This window comes from Streptomyces sp. NPDC101776 (genome assembly GCF_044766845.1).
Lineage (GTDB): Bacteria > Actinomycetota > Actinomycetes > Streptomycetales > Streptomycetaceae > Streptomyces.
The window spans coordinates 144,679-163,919 of sequence record NZ_JBIWMV010000023.1; the positions used below are offsets into that span (position 1 = coordinate 144,679).

Here is a 19,241-nt window from a genome sequence, read left to right on the forward strand (position 1 = left end):
GATGGCGGGTGTGTACCCAGCGCGTCACGGCGCCCCACAGCGGCGGCCCTGCGGCCACCGTCTCGGAGCAGCCCATTCCCTCGCACCCGGCAGCGGCCCTCACTTCCTTCGATCGCCGCCATCCCTCGTATTCAGACGTGCCGTTCGGACATCGTCGTCCAACCGGTGCACACACAACCGAACCATCCGAACCCCTGAGGGGGAGGTCCCCACCTTGTCATCCACCTCGGTCGACACAGCCCAGACCGGGCCGTCAGGCCAGATCCCCGCGCCAGCGAAGCACCGATGGTGGGCGCTGGCCGTGGTCAGCCTCGCCCAGCTCATGGTGGTGCTCGACTCCACGATCGTGAACATCGCGCTGCCGTCCGCCCAGAAGGCCCTGGCGTTCGACAACAACGGGCGGCAGTGGATCGTCACCGCCTACTCCCTGGCGTTCGGCAGCCTCCTGCTGCTGGGTGGCCGGCTCGCCGACCTCTTCGGCCGCAAGACGATCTTCATCGTCGGGATCGTCGGCTTCGCCGCCGCCTCGGCGATCGGTGGCGCGGCCAACGGCTTCACCATGCTGGTGATCGCGCGCGCGGTGCAGGGGCTGTTCGCCGCCCTGCTCGCCCCGGCGGCACTCTCCCTGCTCACCTCGACGTTCACCGACGCCAAGGAACGCGCGAAGGCGTTCGGCATCTACGGCGCCATCGCCGGTTCCGGCGCCGCCCTGGGCCTGGTCCTCGGCGGCCTGCTCACCGAGTACCTGGACTGGCGCTGGACGTTGTACGTCAACGACGTCATCGCGGTTCCCGCGCTGATCGGTGCGATTCTCTTCATCCAACGCTCCGTCCCGACCGAACGGCCTCAGCTGGACATCCCCGGAGTCGTCCTTGTCTCCGGTGGTCTGTTCGGCATCGTCTACGGCTTCGCCAACGCGGAGACCCACGACTGGGACAACTGGATGACCTGGGGCTTCCTCGCCGCAGGTGTCGTCCTGCTGTTGGCGTTCTTCCTCTGGCAGACCCGGGCGAAGCACCCCGTGCTGCCGCTGCGCATCCTGGCCGACCGCGACCGCGCCGGCGCCCTGTCGGCCCTGTTCATCGCGTCGGCCGGGATGTTCGGAGTATTCCTCTTCCTCACCTACTACCTGCAGTCGACGCTGGGCTACTCACCGGTGAAGAACGGCGTGGCCTTCCTGCCGATGGTGGGCGCACTGATGGTGGGGTCGCAGTTGGCGACGAACTGGCTGCTTCCGAAGATCGGCCCCAAGGTGGTGGTGCCCTTCGGCGCGCTGCTGGCCGCGGGCGGCCTGGTCTGGCTGACCCGCCTGGATCTGCACAGCAGCTACGCGGCACACGTGCTGCCGCCGATCCTGCTGCTGGGCGCGGGTATCGGTCTGATCATTCCCTCGGCGATGAGCTACGCCACCCTGGGTGTGCGGGAGGAAGACCAGGGCGTGGCCTCGGCGGCCGTCAACACCACACAGCAGGTGGGCGGTGCGATCAGCACCGCGCTGCTCAACACCCTGGCCGCCAGCGCCGTCACCAGCTACGCGAAGGACCACTCGACCGACCCGTTGGTCCAGGCGAAGGCGGCGCTGCACAGTTACGCCGTCGCCTACTGGTGGTCGGCCGCCTTCTTCGCCTTCGCGCTGATCGTCACAGTGCTGATGTTCCGCAGTAGGAAGAAGAGCACGAGCCCACCCCAGGAGAATTCCCAGACCAGGACTCCTGCCGTGCCCGAGGAAGATGCCGCCGGGCGGACCGGCACCATGGCCACGTTTCCGGCCACCAGGACCCTCGACACGGGCGGGGGCGGTGCGGCCGCCATCCACGAACGGGCGCGGGACAGCACAGGCGCACCCGTACCACACGGCGATCACCCTGCTGGACACGGCGGGCCGCCAGGTGGCCCGCGCCACCTCCCGTAAGGACGGCTCGTACGCGATGGACACGGCCGAGCCCTGCAGCCTCGTCGCGAAGCAACTACCTCCGCCACCGCCGGAACCGACGGCGGTTACCGGCTCACCGAGTTGCTGCCCGGCGGCTGAGCGGTAGCCAGGAGAGCGTCGATACTGCTCAGTCACAAGGAGGCCCCGGGCCTCGGGCGACAACCCGACGTCCCCCGAGGCCGTCCTCGGCAAAAGGCCACCGCATCCGGACAACGATCCCCGGATGCGGTGGCCTTTGCAGCCGAACCGAAAGTCTCCTCGGCGAGCCTGGCCTTCCAAAGGCCCGATCCGGGCTTGGTGACCTCATTGCGTCAATGCGGTTTTGGCCAGTGTCCGGAGTGCGGTGACGGGTTTGCGTATGCCGTAGGCGACAACGGTCGACGATCCGTCGGGGTGATTCCAGGTGAGCAGGGCACGCCCGTTCTCCACACTGCCCTCAAGGGTGGCGGGTTCGCCGGTGAGCGGCAGCGGGCCGACGACTTTGAGGGCGAGGCCGGCGATCTCGGTCCAGAAGTAGTCGTCGTACGGCGCTCCCGCGGGCGCAAGCCCGAGAGCGGAGGCGGCGGCGACCTTGGCCTGGGCGAGAGCGTTGGACCAGAACGGTGCACGACGGTCAGGACCGCTGCCGTCGGCGCGGCGGTAGGTGACGTCACCGGCGGCGAACACACCCGGCACGCCGGTGGCGCAGATACCGTCGATGCCGACACCCAGGTCGTCGGCCAGGCCCGTGCCCGCCAACCAGTGGGTGCAGGGTGTCTCCCCCGCGCAGGTCACCACGAGGTCTGCGGTGAGCCCGGTGCCATCGCGCAGACTCACGCCGTGCACGGGGTCGCCCGTCAGCGTGGCGAAGCCGGAGGTCCGCAGACAGCGGATGCCGTACGCCTCGGCGCGTGCGGTGAGTGCGGCGGACAGGTAGCCGCCCAGGATCCGCTCCAGCGGACGCTCGACATCCACGACCGTGACCGCAATGTCGCGGGCGGCGCACGCGCTGGCCACCTCCATGCCCAGAAAGCCCGCGCCGACGACGATCGCGGAAGCCGCGGTGCGCAGGCGGCTGCGCAGCAGTCGGGCATCGTCCAGGGTGCGCAGGACGAGTTCGCCGCGCAGGCCAGGTGCGGCGAGCCGGCGGGCCTCGGCCCCGGTCGCGATGATCAGCGCGTCATAGCCGAACACACCTCCGTCCGCGGTGGTGACGGTACAGCGGCTCGTATCGGCCCCGATGGCCGGCGAACGGACGATGTCGATGCCGAGTCCGTCGAGGTCCTGGCCGAGGGTGCCGTCGGCGCCGGGGTCCTTGAGAACACTTTTGGACAGCGGGGGGCGGGAGTAGGCGCCGTGTGGTTCGGCGCCGATGATCGTGACCGGGCCGGTGTGGCCCAGGGCCCGCAGCTCTCGTGCGGCGCTCGTCCCGGCGAGCGACTCACCGACGATGAGCACCGCACGCGGTGTCATGGCAGCACCCGCAGAGCGGCCACGGGACACACGGTCACGGCCGCCCGGGCGGCCGACCGGTGCTCGTCGGGCACCTCGGCACCGTCGAAGCGGTAGGTGAGTTCGGCGTCGTCGTCCAGACCGAACACGTCGGGGGCCTGGTCCGCGCACAGGCCGTGGCCCTCACAGCGGGCGTAATCGACGGAGATCTGCATAGAACTGTCCTTCAACGAGGGGTTCAGCAACGAGGGGTCCTGACCGGGCAACCGGCGGTCGTCTAGGCGGGGATGAGCGCCAGCGGCAGGCGCTCGTAACGGTGGACGACGTTGTTCACCAGCCATTCGGGCGTCCCTGCCGGTTCGATGCGGTCGACGCGGGCGATCAGGGCGCGGAGCATCGCTGAGGTCTCCATACGGGCCAGTCCCTGTCCGGCGCAGCCGTGGGTGCCCTGTCCGAAGCCGAGCTGGCGGGCCGCGTCGCGGCGGACGTCGAAGGTGTCCGGGTCGTCCCACTCCAGCGGATCACGGTTGGCGGAACCGTAGACGACCAGCACCCGGGAACCCTTGGGCAATGCGGTGCCCGCGAGTTCCGTGTCACGGGCGACACTGCGCGAGAAGGCCCGGATCGGGGACTCGTAGCGCACCACCTCGTTGACAGCATTGGGGATGAGCCCCGGATCCGTCTTCAGCAGACGCCACTGCTCGGGATGCGTGGCGAACAGATGAAGGGCATTGGAGATGGCACTGATCGTGGTGTCCAGCGACGGCGCCAGATAGTCCACCATCATCGTGACGCACTCGGCGGGCATGACCTTGCCCTCGTCGACCGCGTCCAGCAGATCGTGGGCCATGCTCCCCTCCAGTACCGACCGGTCACGGACGACCCGGCGGGCGTAGCGCATCATCCCCAGACCCGCGGGAAGGGTCCGCACGAACTGGCGGTTCACCGGTCCAAGGCCGTCGAAGGCGGCGCCCGCCCAGCGCAGCAGGTGCTCGCGGCCCTCCTTCGGCCAGCCGATGTAGTCGGGGACCACGGACATGGGCAGGGCCGTGGCAAGCTCGATTCCGTCGACATCGCGGTCGGCGACAGCGGCCTCGACGACAGCGGCGGCCTGCTCCTCCACGGTGTCCGTTATCGCGCGCAGAGCCCTAGGGGTGAGCCGGTGCGCCACTTGGCCACGGTAGCGGGCGTGTTCCTCGCCGTCGCTGAAGAGGGTGCCTCGTCCCCCGCGGTTGGCGAGGGGGTTGAGGGCGACGCCCTCGCCGGAGATGAAGGTCTCGTCGTCCAGGAGGACCGCCTTGCACTCCGCGTAGCGCGGCAGGGCGTAGACCTTCTGCTTGCTCAGCCACACCACGGGACCAAGAGCGCGCAGCGCCGCATAATGGGTATGGGTGTCGCGGATGGCCGCGGGCGAGTACAGGTCAGCGCGGTAGACGGGGACATCAGTGTGAGCAGGCATCAGAAATCCATTCCAGATGTGTTGTTGGCTTGTGAACCGGGCCACCGAAGCGCCCACATCCACCGCGTGTCCGAGCGGGCTGCCTCGGGGTCGTCAAGAGGCGGTGTAGGTCGGGTAGTCGGTGTAGCCGGATGCGCCGCCACCGTAAAACCCCTCGGGCTTGGGGGTGTTGAGGGGGGCGCCGGCTCGTATGCGCTCGACCAGGTCGGGGTTGGCGAGTGCAGGAATGCCGACGGCTATGACGTCGGCCAGGCCGTCCTCGACGTCCTTGGCACGTGTGGGGATGTCGGTGCCGCCGCGGTTGAGCACGAGGGTGCTCGGCCACAACTTCCGCAGGGTGTACAGGAGTTCCTCGTCGGCGCCGTGGCTGATGTGGAGGTAGGCGAGGTTGAGCGGGGCGAGGGCTCGCAGGAGGGCCGGGTACAGCTCCCTGGTGTCGCTCTCCGTGATGTCGCCTAGGTTGAGAGGGTTGCCGGGAGAGATCCGGATGCCGGTGCGGCCTGCGCCGATCTCGTCAGCCACGGCAGTGGCGACCTCCACCGCGAAGCGGATGCGGTTCTCGATGGAGCCGCCGTAGCGGTCGGTGCGCTGGTTGGCGTTGGTGGAGAGGAACTGGTGGACCAGGTAGCCGTTGGCTCCGTGGATCTCGACGCCGTCGGCGCCCGCCTCGATGGCGGCCGCGGCGGCGCGGCGGAAGTCGTGGACCGTCGCGGTGACTTCGTCGATGGACAGTTCGCGGGGCACCGGAAGCTCGCTGGGCCCGGACGCGGTGAAGAAGAGGCTCTCCGGCCTGATCGCCGAGGGTGCCACGGGCTGCCGCCCGTGGGGGGTGTTGTCGGGGTGGCAGATTCGGCCCGAATGCATCAGCTGGATGACGATCCGGCCGTCCGCCGCGTGGACGGCGTCCGTGACCTTGCGCCAGCCGGCGATGTGTTCCTCGGTGTAGATGCCGGGCGACATCGGGGCGCCCTGCCCGTCGGCGGAGGGTTGCGTGCCCTCGGAGATGATGAACGCGTGCGAGGCACGCTGGGCGTAGTACTCGGCGTTCAGCTCGGTGGGTACGCCTTCAACGGTTGACCGGCTCCGCGACAGGGGTGCCATCGCCAGCCGGTGCGGCAGGGCGATGTCTCCGGCCGTAGTCGGGTTCCACAAGGCATTCAGCACGGGAGTTCCTTACGAGTGGGGTGATTACGGGCGCGGGACACCGCGGACGCATGGCCGATCGGTCGGACCGGCCGGGATCGGGAAGGCCGTCCGAAGATGCGATCGAGTTGTTGATCTCAAGGCAGGAGTGACAGCGCCGGTGGTCTGCCACCCCTGCACGCACAACCCCGGTCGGCGGTCAGTTCGAGCTCAGCAGTGGAAATAGCTCGTCATGTCGGGGGATGTCGCCGTCCGCAAAGGCGAACGGGGGAAGGCACTCACGGAAGTAACTCATCCCCAAGAAGTGTCCCGGTCGATTCAACCACCGCGCGTCGTCTCCCAGATAGCGAAACGCCACCGCTTCTCGTCGACGGTCACCGGTGGAATTTCGCTGCGCGAAGTGCAGCGTCGTGGGTGCATGCATGAGTACGTCGCCGGGTGCCAACTCCCAGGCGAGCACTTCGTTTTCCGCGATGACGCGCTCTGGGTCCTCCAAGACCGGCATCGGCTGATCAATGACGGGATCACCGGCTGAGAACGGTGCACCGCGATAGAGCGTGTCCCAATTATGGGAACCCTTCACGTAGCTCACGACACCGTTGTCGGGCGATACGTGGTCGAACGGCACCCAGATCGACACGATCTGTCGTCCGGTCAACGGCCAGTACGACAGGTCCTGGTGGAGTGGTGTCGTTCCGTGGCTGTTCGGCTCCCGGACGAACAGTTGATCATAGAAGAACCGGACGCTCTTGCTGGCCATGGCGCTCGCGGCGAGATCTACGAGGGGGGAAGTACGGGAGAACTCCTGCACCGTATCGTTCCACCTGCTCATGAAAGAGCCTTGGACCCCACCATCCTTTTCCTGGAGCATGGGGGGCGGCGACGCAATCATCTCGTCGATCGCGAGCCGCATCCGCTCAATCCATTGCGGATCGATGAGCCCCCTGACAACGGCCGCTCCGTCTCGCTGGTAATCAGCAATCACCTTGTCGAGGTCACGCTGCGCCGTAGACACCTATTGTCTCCTTTGCTTGGCGCCGGGCCTATCGGGCGAACTTCCCGGCTCCTGTCAATGACGAATTGGCCCTGCCAGGGCGCGAAATCAACTCAGAGCAAGTCCCGAACCCACTGGTCACGCGGCGCGAAGAGGGTCAGTTGCAGGTGAGGACGAGCTCGCGGCGGACATGACCGCTCCTGCTCATCGCCTGGTCGTTGCGGGCTTCGGTCAGCCGGTCTGCTCAGACTGCGTGGTCGGCTCGCCTTCGTGGCTGCCATGCCCGGTTACCGCTACTGGCGATCGCGGGAGGCGAGGCTCCAGAAGCGGCTGCCGTGGAAGACCAAGGGGGCGGCAACCGGCACCATGCGCAGGCCTTGGATCTCAAGGAGCGCGATCGTGTGGTCGCCGCCTGGCAGTTCCGCGTGGAGGGAGCAGCCGAACATGGCCACGGCCCCGTCGAGGAAGACGGCGCCGTCTGGCGACGAGTGCCACTGCACATCGGCGAAACGGTTCTCGTCCTTGCTCGCCAGGCGGCGGCACGCCAGGTCCTGGCCCTCGGCCAGGACGCTCAGCCCCAGTCGCCGCCGGTCACGGAGCTTCGGCCAGGTGGCCGAGGTGTCCTGGACGCACACCGACAGCAGGGGAGGACCGATGGACACCGATGTGAACGAGCTGACCGCCATCCCGACCGGCTCACCCTCCACCACGGCGCACACAGCTGCCACACCGCTGGGAAAGCAACCGAATGCCTGCCTGAGCGTCTGAGCATCGAGTTCTGCGGCGTCGAGGGCGACCATGGGCGTGTGACTCTCACCGATGCGGGGTGTCTCCAGGACTGCGCGGGGCGACGTTTCCGACATCGTTCTTCCTCTCAGCTGATCTGCACGTGTGGAGCCGGGGCGGCGCCGCGGCTCCACAGATAGCCGCAGGTACACCGCGGGATGGCGCGAAGGACTACGGCGCGGGCGGGAACGGCACCGGGTCGAGGCGGCTCTCGCCGAGGCGTTGGGCGGTCGTGTGGTACTGCGTGGCGATGTGCGTGCGATACATCGAGACATCGCGCAGATAGCGCTGCATGCGCTGACCACGTCCGGACGCCGACGTGCCGGCTGAGCGGAACAGTATGTCGACCGTCTGGCAGGCCGACTCCGCGGCCTCCACCATCATCGCCCCCACCCGCTGGGCCTGCTGCGTGGTGTACGGCCTGACGTTCTCGACATCGTCGCGGCACCACTGCGCGTGGAGGTCGCAGGCGTGCATCATGATCGCCTCAGCGCTGTCGGCCTTCATCATCGCCTGGCCGAAGTCACGCTGATACAGCGTGTCCTTGTAACGCGGCCCCATCCGGGGCAGAAGGGTGATCTTGGTCCGCGCGAGCTTCTCACTCTCGTCCAGCGCGGCGCGGGCCGCACCGATGACGCTGCTGGCCAACTCCACCGCGAAAAAGACCAGATGGACGGAGGGAAGGTATAGGGGGTTGCCGTGCAGCTCGAGCCCCGGGGATGTCGCCTTGTGCTCCGTATCCGGCGCCAGCTCCATGAAGTCGCCGTAGACGCCGTAGTACTCGGGCACGACCTGGTCCTTGACCACGACCGTGTTCGAGCCGCTGGACCGCATGCCGAAGACGGCATCACCGCCCCAGTCATCCTGGATCTCGAACTGACCAGCGGGGATCAGTACGTGGAGCATGGGCTCCGGCGCACTGGGAAGAAGCCCGGGACGCCCCGGGCCGCCGGGAGGCAGGGGGGCGCCGGCCCGGGCACTTGAGGGAACGGCAGAAGTGGCGTTCCCCGCTGTCTCGTCAGCTGTCTTCTCATCGACGACCTTGACGGTGACCGTGACATGGCTGGCGTAGGCGCTTCCTGACTGGTAGGGCGACTTGGCGTTGATCAGCCAGCCGCCTTCAACCCGCTGTGCGGTGCCGGCCGAGGACAGGCTTTGGGAGGCGCGGAAGTAGCCGAGGGCATTGGTGAACACCTCGTCCTGCGCCTGCTTCGGCCAGTTCGCGGCGGTAGACAGTCCGTGGCCCTGCCCCAGGCACAGGCACCAGGCGGTGCCCGGGTCGGCGCGACCCACTTCCATCATCACCCTGGCAAAGGTACGCACGTCGACATCGAGGCCGCCGTACCGCTTCGGGGTCAGCAGGTGGTAGAAGCCCGCCTCCTTGAATGCCTCGTGCACCTCGGGGGTGTAGTGGCCGAGTTCCTCTGCCTCGTCTGCCTGCTCGCGGATCAGGTCGCGCAGCCCAGCAGCACGCTCGACGAGCGCCTCAGGCGAGACCTCAGGGGGGCCATCGAGCGTAGGGGCCGGGGTTTCGGTGGCCATTTCGTTCAGCTCTTCCTTCGCAGTGGTCGGAATCGGTCTGCGCCCGGGACCGTCCAGGGTGAGTACGTCGCGGCCCTGGTTTTCCGATCTCCGGCGGGGTGGGGGGCGATCGATGAGTTGGAGCCCTTGCTGGAGTGCGGTGTGCGGGTTGCTCCGAGGACGGTGACCGTCGGGTCACCGCGGGCGCCGCCGTGACGTAGTACGCAAGCAGGGTGCCATCGAAACGAAACTACTTCGTTTCGATCGATCCTAGATTCACTCCAAACGAAATGCAACCGTTTCGATGCTGGGATTCAGCCATTTGCCGACGGCCGCGCGCGTGCCGAGTTCCCCCTCGGGCGGGGCATGCCCCGGGCTGCCACGGAGTACGAGGATCCGCACGCCAGCAGATCAACCGGCATGTAAACCGCTGGAGTTGCGAGCCCTGCTCCGTCGCATCACATCGAGAGCGCTGGGGCCCGACTGACGCAGAAGCGGCAGCGGCGTGGCACCTGGCGGGTGCGCGCAGAGGCCGGGTCGGCCGGAACGTTTGCAGAAGTGCCCCGTCTTCGGGTCGACCGTCAGGACAGGGATGCTGCTTGTCCGAGGGCGGGCAGCAGCACGGCGCCCACGAGCGACTTCGGGTACTCCTCACCGGCCTGGCAGCCCTCCAACGTGGGACGGGACAGCACATACGCACCCGTGCCGCACACTGCGATCACCCTGCTGGACACGGCGGGCGTCCAGGCGGCTCGCACCACACCCCATCAGCATCAGTGCGGGCAGGCATCAGAAATGCATTCCCGAGGTTGGTTGCATGACGATCAGGGCCGCGAGGTAGCAGGCGAGGAACGAGGTAGCAGGCGAGCGCGGGCGTCATGCCGCAGGGACCGTCGCCCTTGCGCGTGTGCGTGATCACGGCACCGGTCATCAGCAGCAACAGCACGGCACCCGCCAGGACGCGCGTCATGGCGAAGACCGTGCTGTGCGGGCCGCATGAGAGGGGGGCAGATCCCACGTGAGGAAGCCCCTCCAGCCTTCCGCCGAGTACGGCGCGGACCGCCAGGAGCGTGTCGGGCCTGTGCGTGCGAACAGCACCAGGCCAGGAAACGGCGAAATGCTGCCCGGCGCCAACGAGAGGCCAAGGCCAGCTGTCACGGCGCACGGCAAAGGAGGTGCAGTGGCGTTCAGCAGGGACACCCAGGACAAGGAGGATCTCGTAAGGGACCTGCCGGTACGTGCCGGGGTGATACGCCGGTGCGGAAGGTGTCACGCAACTCGTCGTCGCGCTCCGCTCCGTCGACAGGGCGACGAACAGCGACGTTCAGCGGGCCGCCTGCGCACTTGGCGACCCCAATGACGGGCGCGCCGGTGATCTCCGGGAGGCCTTCGACGACATCGGAGAATGTGGCGCTGCCCAGCAGTACGCCGTTGCGGGTTGAGAATGGCTGGTGATCTCGCCCTCAAGAGCGGACTCCAGCAGCCGCTGGTCACCTGGAGCAGCCCAACCTCGCCGGTCAGCTGAACGCCCTCGGCCTGAGGCCGGCCCACCGCTCGCGCATCAGCCGGTCGACCACAGACTTCGCCGAGATCGCCTCCGCTCATGTCAACCGGCTGAAGCAGACCCAGCAGGGCCCGAGCTGCTCGCACGTCAAGCGTCTGTCAGGCACCTGGCGTAGCTGGACAAGCTCGGGGACACCGCGGTGACCGCGGGCAGGCAGGCCCTCGCACGCTTCCGAACGGGCGCCGGATGGACTCGGCGGCCAACGCCGGCAAGCCGCTCGACCGGGATGACGGACACCCCGTCGAGCTCGAGCAGCAATGTCGTACCGTTGCTGCGCCCGTGGCTCGCAGATGATCGTTCTGCGAAGAGAACAGAAATGATCACCCAGGACCACGGGCGTCGCGCGTTCGGGGCTCGCAATCACGCCCGGCATCATGGACGGTGACCAAGCGTCAGAGAGTTCGACGAGGGCGTACCGCTCAAGTTCGAAGACCCAGAAGACCGCGCGAGCCGCATGACAAGGCGAGGGCACCGAGAAGCTCTGCCCCGCCAGTAGCGCGCCCAGCTGCCGCATTGCGTCCATGTTGCCGACAATGTGCTGGGAGACGCAGCGCACATTGCGCCAACGGCGCTGCAGCGTACGGGTGTTGTAGAGGTCGGCGCTGCCCGCGAGGGTCATGATCTCGTCGAGGATCCGGCTGCCGTCGTGGTGGATGTGCTCGGTGCTGCCGGTATAGGTAAGCCACTCGGTCGGGGTGGGCTGCTCTCCGGCGAGGGCACGGTCCATCATGATGCCTCCGGTGTGCTCCGCCAGGGCCGACAGGGCGGTCGTGCGCACGTGCAGTTCCGCGAACTCCTCCTGGAAAAACGGGCCTTCGCCGAGCAGCGCCATGGGGTTGCACGCGGGCCGCTTGGTGGCGGCGATTGCGGCGAGATCGGTGAGCGCGCCGTCCAGGGCGCCGAGGATTACGGCGTTGCGCGAAGCCCCCGTCGGGGTGTAGCGCAGGTCGAAAAGGGGAGCGGGTATGTTGTTGTCGCCGAATATCGGCCTCGTGTGATCCTCGGGAATGAAGACGTCGTCCATCGTGAAGTCGGTGCTCTGTGTGCCCCTCAGGGCGACCGCGTCCCACGTGTCGAGGACGTGACCTGGTCGGTCCGGAAGAGCGCGACCCGCAGGTCCGGGAGGCCGCCCGGACGCGGAGGCGCCCCGTCGACCAGAAAACCCGCGAGCATCCAGTCCGGGGTGACCGGGCCGCTCGCGAGCGACCAGCGACCGCTGAGTCGATAGCCGCCCTTCACCGGCGTCGCCCGACCTTTCGCGGTCACCGCTCCACGGGACAACAGGTCGGGGCCGTCGGCGAACACCTTCTCCAGCGTCTCCCGAGGCAGTGACCGTACGAACAACCAGCTCAGCGAAGCGACCTGGACGGTCCAGCCCGTCGAGCCGTCGGCTCGCGCGATCCCCCGTACGACCCGGGCGCCCTCAGTCAGCCCGAACTGCTCGCCGCCCCACACCGTGGGCAGGGACATCCGGAACACGCCTGCCTCGCGCAGGGCGGCGACGATGTCCGCCGGAACAGCCCGGGCATTCTCACCTTCGGCGGAACGTGCCGCGATCTCGGGAAGGAGTGGGCGGACACGGTCGAGCACACTGTCACTGGTTACCCGGTCCTCGGACTGAGCGGGGTCAACAGGCGTGGGTCATGAAGGGGTTCCTCACAGCAGGTGTGGGGGTCTGATCGTGAGAGATCGACTTGGGCGGCGGACCCACTCAGCCAGGCGTCAGGTCGAGTCCGACATCAAGCCGGTGGCGGTCCACATGCCTCGCCGGGCTCAGGTTCGGTCCTGTTGCTGCCGACATGGGTGTATCTCCCGTGGTCGGGAGATACACCGAACGTCCTGCAGTGCCTGTGGTCAGGGCGCGGTGCAGGTGTTGCTCAGGCCGCCGAGCCCCTCGATGGTGGAGTTCAGCACACCCCCGGGGGCCATGAAGCGAGGGGGATTGCAGGCGAGTCCGACACCCGCGGGAGTACCGGTGAAGATCAGGTCTGCCGGCCGCAGTTCGCACACGCTGGACAGGTGGCTGATCAGGGTCGGGATGTCGAAGATCAGGTCGCTGGTGCGTCCCTTCTGGATAGATTCCCCGTCGTAGGTGGACGACAGTGCGAGGTCGGTCGGGTCGTCGAGTTCGTCGAGGGTGGTGAGCCAGGGGCCGATCGGGCTGAATGCCTGGTAGCTCTTGGCGAGACCGAACTGCGGAGGGACCCCGGCCAGTTGCATCGTGCGCTCCGAGATGTCCTGGCCGACGCAGAATCCGGCGACATGGTCGAAGGCCTTGTCGGAGGGGATGTCGCGGCCGCCTTCGCCGATGACGACGACGAGCTCGATCTCCCAGTCGACGGTCTCGGTGGGCAGCGGGATCTCCGCAGTCGGCCCGGCCAGGCTGGAGGGCCACTTGGTGAACACCAGCGGAGCGTCGGGGACGGGCGCGTTGTTCTCGGCGCTGTGGTCCCGGTAGTTCAAGCCGATGGCGAAGATCTGGCGCGGATCGGTGACGGGAGGCCCGAGCGGGCTGGCGTCGGCTTCCAGCATGGCCAGTGTGGTCGTCGGGTCCGCCTTCGGACGGGTGGCGGCGAGCCACTGGCGGATCTCGGCGACCCGGGTGACGGAGGCGTCGAGAGAGGTCGAGAACCGGCCGTTGGAGGCGGAGTTCAGGTCGATGACACCTTCGGGTGTGACGACGACAGCGCGGCCGTCAAGGTTGGCGAGTTTCATGGTGAGGTCCTTTCGGGAGAAGAGCGCCTGCGGCGGCGCATACGGCAGCCGCAGGGCAGGTGAGGGCTGAGTTCGGAGTGGCGTCGACGCGATGGCGAGTCGGCAACCCGACGACGACGTCGACGCGTGGTCCCACGGTCGGGCGCGGCTGGGACCGTGGGGGGCGTGCCACGCCCGGCGACTGCGGCATGGTCCGCCGGGACGGGCCCTAGTCCCGGGCCGTCAACCGGGCGCCGGTCGGGGCGGGCAGTCCACAGCGCAGACGCTCGGTGAGCTCGCGGACCAAGGCGTCAGCGCCGTCGAGTGAGGCAGCAGTGCCGAAGACGTGGAAGTCGGGGCGGACCAGGATCACATCACGGTCCCATTCGTCGAACCAGGCGGCGTACCCGCCTTCCACGTCGGTCACCGGTGCATCCGGCCCGATGTGAACGGCGATGCCCCCGAGGCGCTCCCATGCCTCACGGACCGGCGGCGACAGCGCCTCCAGCGGGTCCCCGGTTCGGCTGAGCAGCACGTGTACGCCCATGCCGCACACGTCGTCGAAGAAACCCTCCCGGCCGCCGGCCCGCACGAGCCCCTGACGGCCCAGCCGTCCCGCGTGCGGGTCCCCGGCCGCCAGCGAATCAGTGCCCATCCGCCATTCCATCTGCGGCGGCCCCTCACCGATGTTCTCCCGGATCACCCTGTCCCGCTCGGCGCACGCCTCAGGGTCGACCATGCAGAGAATGTTGCCGATCATGACGGCATCGGAGATCAGCTTGCTCACGTGCGGAATACGCTCGCGGGCGTAGTCGTCGAGGGTGTCCATCGGGACCACCCCTCTCAGCACCAGGTCCAGGCGCCAGCCGAGGGTCGCCACGTCGCGGATTCCGGAGTTCATGCCCTGCCCCAGGAACGGCGGCATCAGGTGGGCGGCATCACCGGCCAGCAGCACCCGCCCCTGCCGCCATCGCTGGGCCCAACAGGCACGGAAGCTGTAGGCCGCGTACCGCACCAGTTCCGAGTCGGCCGGAGTGACCCCGCGCTCGGCGAGCAGCCGCCACACGGTTTCGTCGGTGGCCATCTCCTCCTTCCGCTCCCCCGGCAGCAGCATGAACTCGAACCGACGCCGCCCAGGCCCGGCCGGCACCGATGTCACAGGACGCGGCGGGCCGAGAACTTGACCGAAGTGCGGGAACCAGTCCCGCTGCACCGTGGGCTTGAGGTCCACCACCAGCCAGTCGGAGGAGAACTGCAGGTCGCCGTCCAACGGAATCCCGGCCAGGCTCCGGACGGTGCTCGTGGCGCCGTCGCACCCGACGACGAACCCGGCGATGCACGTCAGTTCACTCGCCCCGGCACGGGGGCCTCCGTTCTCGTCGGAGGGTACGAAACAGACCCGGACTCCGTCCTCGGCCTCCTTCAGGTCGGTGACCACATGGCCCCGCAGCAGCCGGATCAACGGCTCCGCCCCGACCTGCGCCTCCAGCACCGCCTCAAGATCCGGCTGGTTGAACGTCCCGCCATGCGGCCCCTCGGCCCTCTCAGGCATCTTCATGACTTCCGAGAAGAGGACTTCTCCCTCAGGGGTGACGTAGTCGAGGCTGCTGCTCTTCGCATCCCACAGAATGTGGGGCTCCAGTGGCTCGGTGATCCCCGTCAAGTGCAGCACCCGCCGCCCCTCAGTGCTGAGACCCACAGCTCGGGGCAAGGGGTACAGGGCAGGCCATCGCTCCACCAACAGAACGCGGTGCCGGTTGCGGGCGAGCAGCAGGCTGAGGGTCAGTCCCGCCGGTCCGGCCCCTACGACAAGCACATCCCACGACTCGACAACGGAGTCGTCCGGTGACTCAGAGCGTTCGCCATTCTGTTCCATCCCAGCTCCAAACAGTCCACATATTACGGAAGACGGGGCCCGTCGATGCTCCTCAGGCTCCTTGGGCGTTATCTGCGGCAATGCCGACCAGCGGCGGTCAGGACTCGATGTCGTCGTCGGACTCCTGCTGGATACGGGCCCACTCCTTCTGAATCACACCCTGCAGATGACGCGCTTTGGGCCAGCCGCTGTAGACGGCGGTGTGCAGCGTAAACTCCTCCAATTCCGCCAGGGTGAGATCGCCACTGTTGAGCGTGGCCCGAACGTGATCCTCTAGCGCCTCCGGAGCGCCCGCCGCGCTCACGCAGGCCAGCGTCACCAACCGTCGATCACGGTTGCTCAGCCCCGGCCGCGCCCACACCTTGCCGTAAACGAAATCACGGGCCTCTTCATCCAGCGGCGTGGGAGTGTAGCCGTCCGGGAGTTTCACCGTCATGACCCTTTGGATAGTCTCTTCGGCATCGGAACGGGACATTGGCATCCTCCTTGACAGCGGAATACGAGAATCAATATTCGGTTTCATAGGCGAGTGATGAGTCCAGTCGAGTCCGCTCGTCAGCAGCTCGACTCCTACCCTCCCCCGCGGCCGCGTGCGGAGCGCGGGCGACGTCGGGCAAGGCATGCGAGACCGAACCGCTGTGGCTACCCCTGGCCATCGCTCGCGGCGTTGGCGGACGTCGAAAATGAGCTGCTCACATGAGATTCGCAGGAACCCAGCGGTCCCATGAACGGGCGCGAACGCAAGGAACGCCGCGATTGTCGCCTCGGCGCCCTGCTAGGTGTCGAGTTCGGCCTTGGCCGAGCCCACCGATCCGGCGCCGGCTGTGGGGAGAGAGCTCGGGCGGATCATGGGCGCTTGGTCAGTTCGGACTCCGGCTCCCCGGCCTCGAAGCGGGCGACGAACTCATCGGGGTCGAACTCCACCCCGATCGGGTTCTTCTGGAATTCATCGGACAGCAGGTACTCCTGCGTGGACTCCGCGTCGGGGAAGTTGTCGATCTGCAGCTCGATACGGTTTCCGTCGGGGTCCGCGTAGTACAGCGACACGGTCATGCCGTGATTGATCACCCAGACCGGCTTGATGTCCTTCTCCTTCAACCGCTTATAGGTGCCGACCAGGTCACCCAGCTTCTCGTAGGTGAAGGCGAAATGCTCCAGCCCGGTGTGCTCCATTTCGGGCATCACCGACGAACCGAGCGCGAGAAACGCGACTCGGTGATGCTCGTCGTCGTAGGTCATGAAGCCCAGCATGTCATTCGAATAGACCGGGCGGCCATCCAGAACCTGTGAATACCAATCGATCATCTCCTGCATACGGCCGGTCTTCAGCACGACATGCGCGAGTTTGACGGGAGCGACCATTTTATGCCTCCTTGATTGTGCGGCACTGCTGAATGTCAGCGGCCACCACGTGTTCCTGAAGTGAAAGCCCGCCGAGATGTGGCGTGGATAACGGTTGCCGTCACTCATGACCTGTAGAGCCGCGTTGTCGAGAAATCACCCTCGCCGAACGACGGCGCAGTCCGCCCGCTCTCCTGCTCCACCACCTTCCCCTGGAGGGCCGATGGAGTATCACCAACTAGATAAACAATAATCTATAGATTCCATTTGGGGAAGGGCTGAGGAAGAATGTGGCCATGTCTCCTTCCTCGACCTGGCCGGCCGATCCCCCGCAGACCCGCGCGGACTGGGTTGACGCGCGGTTGCGCATGGCCATCCTCACTGGGCAACTGAAGGCCGGGACCAGGCTCCACGCGGAACGTCTGGCCACCCAGTGGGGCGTGTCGGCCACGCCCCTCAGGGAGGCGTTCCAGCGTCTGGCCGGCGACGGACTGGTCGAGATCGCACCCCAGCGGGGTGCGCGGGTGGCTGGCCTCGACCGCGAGAAGGCCGCCGAGTACTACGAACTGCGCCTCCTGCTCGAACCCCGTGCGCTGGAGTCCTCGCTCCGCCAAGCCGACGCGGCCTTCCTTGATGAGGTCCGGCGTGCCATCAGCGAGTTGGAGGCAGTGGGGACCGCCGACAGCGTCGAGACCGGTTTCAGTGCGCATCGCAGCTTCCACCAAACGCTGCTGTCCCGCTGTCGCAACCGGGAGATGTTGCGCATGTGCACGCTCCTGCAGGACCAGACCCAGCGATTCGCCGCCAATTCCATCGACGTGAAGCACATTGGCCAACACCGCGCCCTCGCCGAGGCAGTCCTCGAAGGGGATATCGGCGAGGCTGTCCGCCTGATCACCCTCCACCTGCACACCACCGTGGACGCCGCACACTCCCCCACTGGCGCCCTCCCTGCCGGAGAACCGTAAAGCGCACGACTCGGGGCCTTTGGCGGTGGCGACGAAGCGTGACGGGTGCCCTGTGCATGGCATGCGGGACGTCAACTCCTCTGTCAAGCCGTCGTTCGGGGCGTGGAAACTTCGAACAGGCAGCGTCCACCGGCCCAGCAGGTCCCGGACGGCGGACGTGAAGGCGCCCCCTCCACTGTCACGCGAGGGGCGGCAGTTGCTCGCCCTGGACGGCCTGGACGTCGAGTTCTACGCGAAGGGTGGTGCCGATGGCCGCGATACCGGCCTGGACGACCTGGTTGTAGTTCATGGCGAAGTCCTCGCGCCCGCAGTTCGGTGGCGGCGCGGAACGACGCCCGTACGCCACCCCACGGGTCCGGACCGGTGCCCAGGTAGGCCAGGTCCAGATCGACGGACTGGGCCACGCCGTGCAGGGTGAGTTCGCCTTGGACGGTCCAGCGGGCGCTGCCCGCCGGGGTGATGCCCGTGCCGCGGTAGGTGATCTTGGGGTGAACGTCCACGTCGAGGAAGTCCGCGGAGCGCAGGTGACCGTCGCGCGTGCCGTTGCCCGTATCGATCGAGGAGGCCTCGATGACCGCCTCCACGCTCGACGCAAGCGGGTTCTCCGCGATCTCGATCCGGCCCCCGAACTGCGTGAACCGGCCGTGCACACTGGTCAGTCCGAGGTGCTGGGCGACCGCGCTCACGGTGGAGTGGGCCGGGTCGATCGTCCACGGCCCGGTCGGCGGGAGCTCCACGTCCCCGGCTCGTCCCAGAACGAGCGTGCCGAGGTCGGCGCCGCCGGAGGCGGTCACGATGGCGGTGCGGGCGACGAGGTTGTAGCCGACGGCGGTGACGATCACGGTGTACGTTCCGGACGTCAGGGCGCCGGTGGCCACGGTGCCGTCCTGCGACGTGGCCTCGCGGAGTATCTGCTGCCCCGTCATGTCGGTGACGGTCACTGCGGCGTGCGGGACGGCCCAGCCGTCTCTGGTGCGGATCCGGGCCCGCAGGCCGCCGCCCGTTCCTGTGCTTTTCATGGTTGCTGCCCCTCGAAATCGTCGCCGGAAAAGTCGCGAGGAATCTTCGATGTGATGCGGGCCCCGGCCGCGACGGCTTGTGCCGTCCCCTGCTCCGACCGCCCCGGCCGGGGCCCTGGGGTACCGGCCCGTACGCATCCGAGGCGTACGGACCGGCGTCTGGTTCGACCCGGTGTGGGTCACCCCGAGGGGTGACCCAGCTCCAGGTCCAAGTCGTCGGCGCCGGTGCCGTCGACAGTCAGCGCGGTGACGACCGGCCCGCTGACTCCGGAGAGCAGCACGTCGTACGTCACCGGCCCTTCGCCCACCACAGTGGCGGGCTGCGGCTGGTGGCATTCGCCGCCGCGTACAGGACGTACGAGCCGGCGCCCGGCGGCAGCAGCGAGTACCGGCCGTCGGACCGGGCGGCCCTCCGGCCGAGTTGACGCCCGATCAGGGAGATCAGCGTCAGCGTGGTGCCCGCCGACACCCGTACCGTCCGTGGCGCGCACCTGGCCTCCGATGGACGGCCC

The 19,241-nt window shown here is 67.7% G+C and carries 17 protein-coding genes and 1 pseudogene; 2 read left to right on the forward strand and 16 right to left on the reverse strand.

Going from position 1 to position 19,241, the window contains the following annotated elements; translation table 11 throughout:
• Nucleotides 1–214 precede the first annotated feature (214 nt).
• Nucleotides 215–1,912 (forward strand): MFS transporter, encoded by a 1,698-nt coding sequence (locus tag ACIRRY_RS43840; RefSeq protein ID WP_403984553.1) that lies wholly within the window; start codon nt 215–217, stop codon nt 1,910–1,912.
• Between the two features lie 324 nt (nt 1,913–2,236).
• On the opposite strand, the gene ACIRRY_RS43845 is transcribed toward ACIRRY_RS43840, so the two are convergent.
• The 14 genes from ACIRRY_RS43845 to ACIRRY_RS43910 all read right to left on the reverse strand — a co-directional run bounded on the left by ACIRRY_RS43845 (nt 2,237) and on the right by ACIRRY_RS43910 (nt 16,763).
• The gene (locus tag ACIRRY_RS43845; RefSeq protein ID WP_403984555.1) at nt 2,237–3,385 is read right to left on the reverse strand and encodes an NAD(P)/FAD-dependent oxidoreductase; all 1,149 of its coding nucleotides are present in this window, start codon (nt 3,383–3,385) and stop codon (nt 2,237–2,239) included.
• Nucleotides 3,382–3,579, reverse strand: a complete 198-nt coding sequence (locus ACIRRY_RS43850) for a ferredoxin (RefSeq protein ID WP_403594770.1) — start codon at nt 3,577–3,579, stop codon at nt 3,382–3,384. The genes ACIRRY_RS43845 and ACIRRY_RS43850 overlap by 4 nt, the downstream gene beginning before the upstream one ends.
• A gap of 62 nt (nt 3,580–3,641) precedes the next feature.
• On the reverse strand, nt 3,642–4,823 hold the full coding sequence (locus tag ACIRRY_RS43855) for a cytochrome P450 (RefSeq protein WP_403984557.1): 1,182 nt from the start codon (nt 4,821–4,823) through the stop codon (nt 3,642–3,644).
• Between the two features lie 93 nt (nt 4,824–4,916).
• Nucleotides 4,917–5,987 (reverse strand): alkene reductase, encoded by a 1,071-nt coding sequence (locus tag ACIRRY_RS43860; RefSeq protein ID WP_403984559.1) that lies wholly within the window; start codon nt 5,985–5,987, stop codon nt 4,917–4,919.
• 178 nt (nt 5,988–6,165) lie between these two features.
• Nucleotides 6,166–6,981, reverse strand: a complete 816-nt coding sequence (locus tag ACIRRY_RS43865; RefSeq protein ID WP_403984561.1) for a phytanoyl-CoA dioxygenase family protein — start codon at nt 6,979–6,981, stop codon at nt 6,166–6,168.
• A 272-nt stretch (nt 6,982–7,253) separates the two neighbouring features.
• A complete protein-coding gene (locus ACIRRY_RS43870; RefSeq protein ID WP_403984563.1) occupies nt 7,254–8,021 on the reverse strand; it encodes a flavin reductase family protein in 768 nt (255 codons plus the stop codon).
• The gene (locus ACIRRY_RS43875) at nt 7,918–9,288 is read right to left on the reverse strand and encodes an acyl-CoA dehydrogenase family protein (protein ID WP_403984565.1); all 1,371 of its coding nucleotides are present in this window, start codon (nt 9,286–9,288) and stop codon (nt 7,918–7,920) included. The genes ACIRRY_RS43870 and ACIRRY_RS43875 overlap by 104 nt, the downstream gene beginning before the upstream one ends.
• Before the next feature lie 560 nt (nt 9,289–9,848).
• Nucleotides 9,849–10,001 carry a hypothetical protein gene (locus tag ACIRRY_RS43880; RefSeq protein WP_403984567.1) on the reverse strand — a complete coding sequence of 51 codons (153 nt, stop codon included), beginning with the start codon at nt 9,999–10,001 and terminating at the stop codon, nt 9,849–9,851.
• 867 nt (nt 10,002–10,868) lie between these two features.
• Nucleotides 10,869–11,855 carry a hypothetical protein gene (locus ACIRRY_RS43885; protein ID WP_403984569.1) on the reverse strand — a complete coding sequence of 329 codons (987 nt, stop codon included), beginning with the start codon at nt 11,853–11,855 and terminating at the stop codon, nt 10,869–10,871.
• Between the two features lie 26 nt (nt 11,856–11,881).
• On the reverse strand, nt 11,882–12,421 hold the full coding sequence (locus ACIRRY_RS43890) for an acyl-CoA dehydrogenase family protein (RefSeq protein WP_403984571.1): 540 nt from the start codon (nt 12,419–12,421) through the stop codon (nt 11,882–11,884).
• A gap of 264 nt (nt 12,422–12,685) precedes the next feature.
• Complete coding sequence (locus tag ACIRRY_RS43895) at nt 12,686–13,546, reverse strand: fumarylacetoacetate hydrolase family protein (RefSeq protein WP_403984573.1); 861 nt, start codon at nt 13,544–13,546, stop codon at nt 12,686–12,688.
• A 208-nt stretch (nt 13,547–13,754) separates the two neighbouring features.
• A complete protein-coding gene (locus ACIRRY_RS43900; protein ID WP_403984575.1) occupies nt 13,755–15,401 on the reverse strand; it encodes a bifunctional 3-(3-hydroxy-phenyl)propionate/3-hydroxycinnamic acid hydroxylase in 1,647 nt (548 codons plus the stop codon).
• Nucleotides 15,402–15,498: 97 nt separating this feature from the next.
• The gene (locus ACIRRY_RS43905; protein WP_403984577.1) at nt 15,499–15,876 is read right to left on the reverse strand and encodes a carboxymuconolactone decarboxylase family protein; all 378 of its coding nucleotides are present in this window, start codon (nt 15,874–15,876) and stop codon (nt 15,499–15,501) included.
• A gap of 371 nt (nt 15,877–16,247) precedes the next feature.
• Nucleotides 16,248–16,763: a VOC family protein gene (locus ACIRRY_RS43910; RefSeq protein WP_403984579.1), complete on the reverse strand. Its 516-nt coding sequence runs from the start codon at nt 16,761–16,763 to the stop codon at nt 16,248–16,250.
• 275 nt (nt 16,764–17,038) lie between these two features.
• On the opposite strand from ACIRRY_RS43910, the gene ACIRRY_RS43915 reads away from it, so the two are divergent.
• Nucleotides 17,039–17,710 carry a GntR family transcriptional regulator gene (locus tag ACIRRY_RS43915; protein WP_403984581.1) on the forward strand — a complete coding sequence of 224 codons (672 nt, stop codon included), beginning with the start codon at nt 17,039–17,041 and terminating at the stop codon, nt 17,708–17,710.
• A gap of 178 nt (nt 17,711–17,888) precedes the next feature.
• Here the strand turns inward: ACIRRY_RS43915 and ACIRRY_RS43920 are convergent.
• Together ACIRRY_RS43920 and ACIRRY_RS43925 are read right to left on the reverse strand one after the other, a co-directional pair.
• Nucleotides 17,889–18,729 (reverse strand): annotated as a pseudogene (locus ACIRRY_RS43920) (YceI family protein).
• Between the two features lie 289 nt (nt 18,730–19,018).
• Entirely contained in the window at nt 19,019–19,198 is a 180-nt protein-coding gene (locus ACIRRY_RS43925; protein ID WP_403984582.1) for a hypothetical protein, read from the reverse strand.
• Nucleotides 19,199–19,241 lie beyond the last annotated feature (43 nt).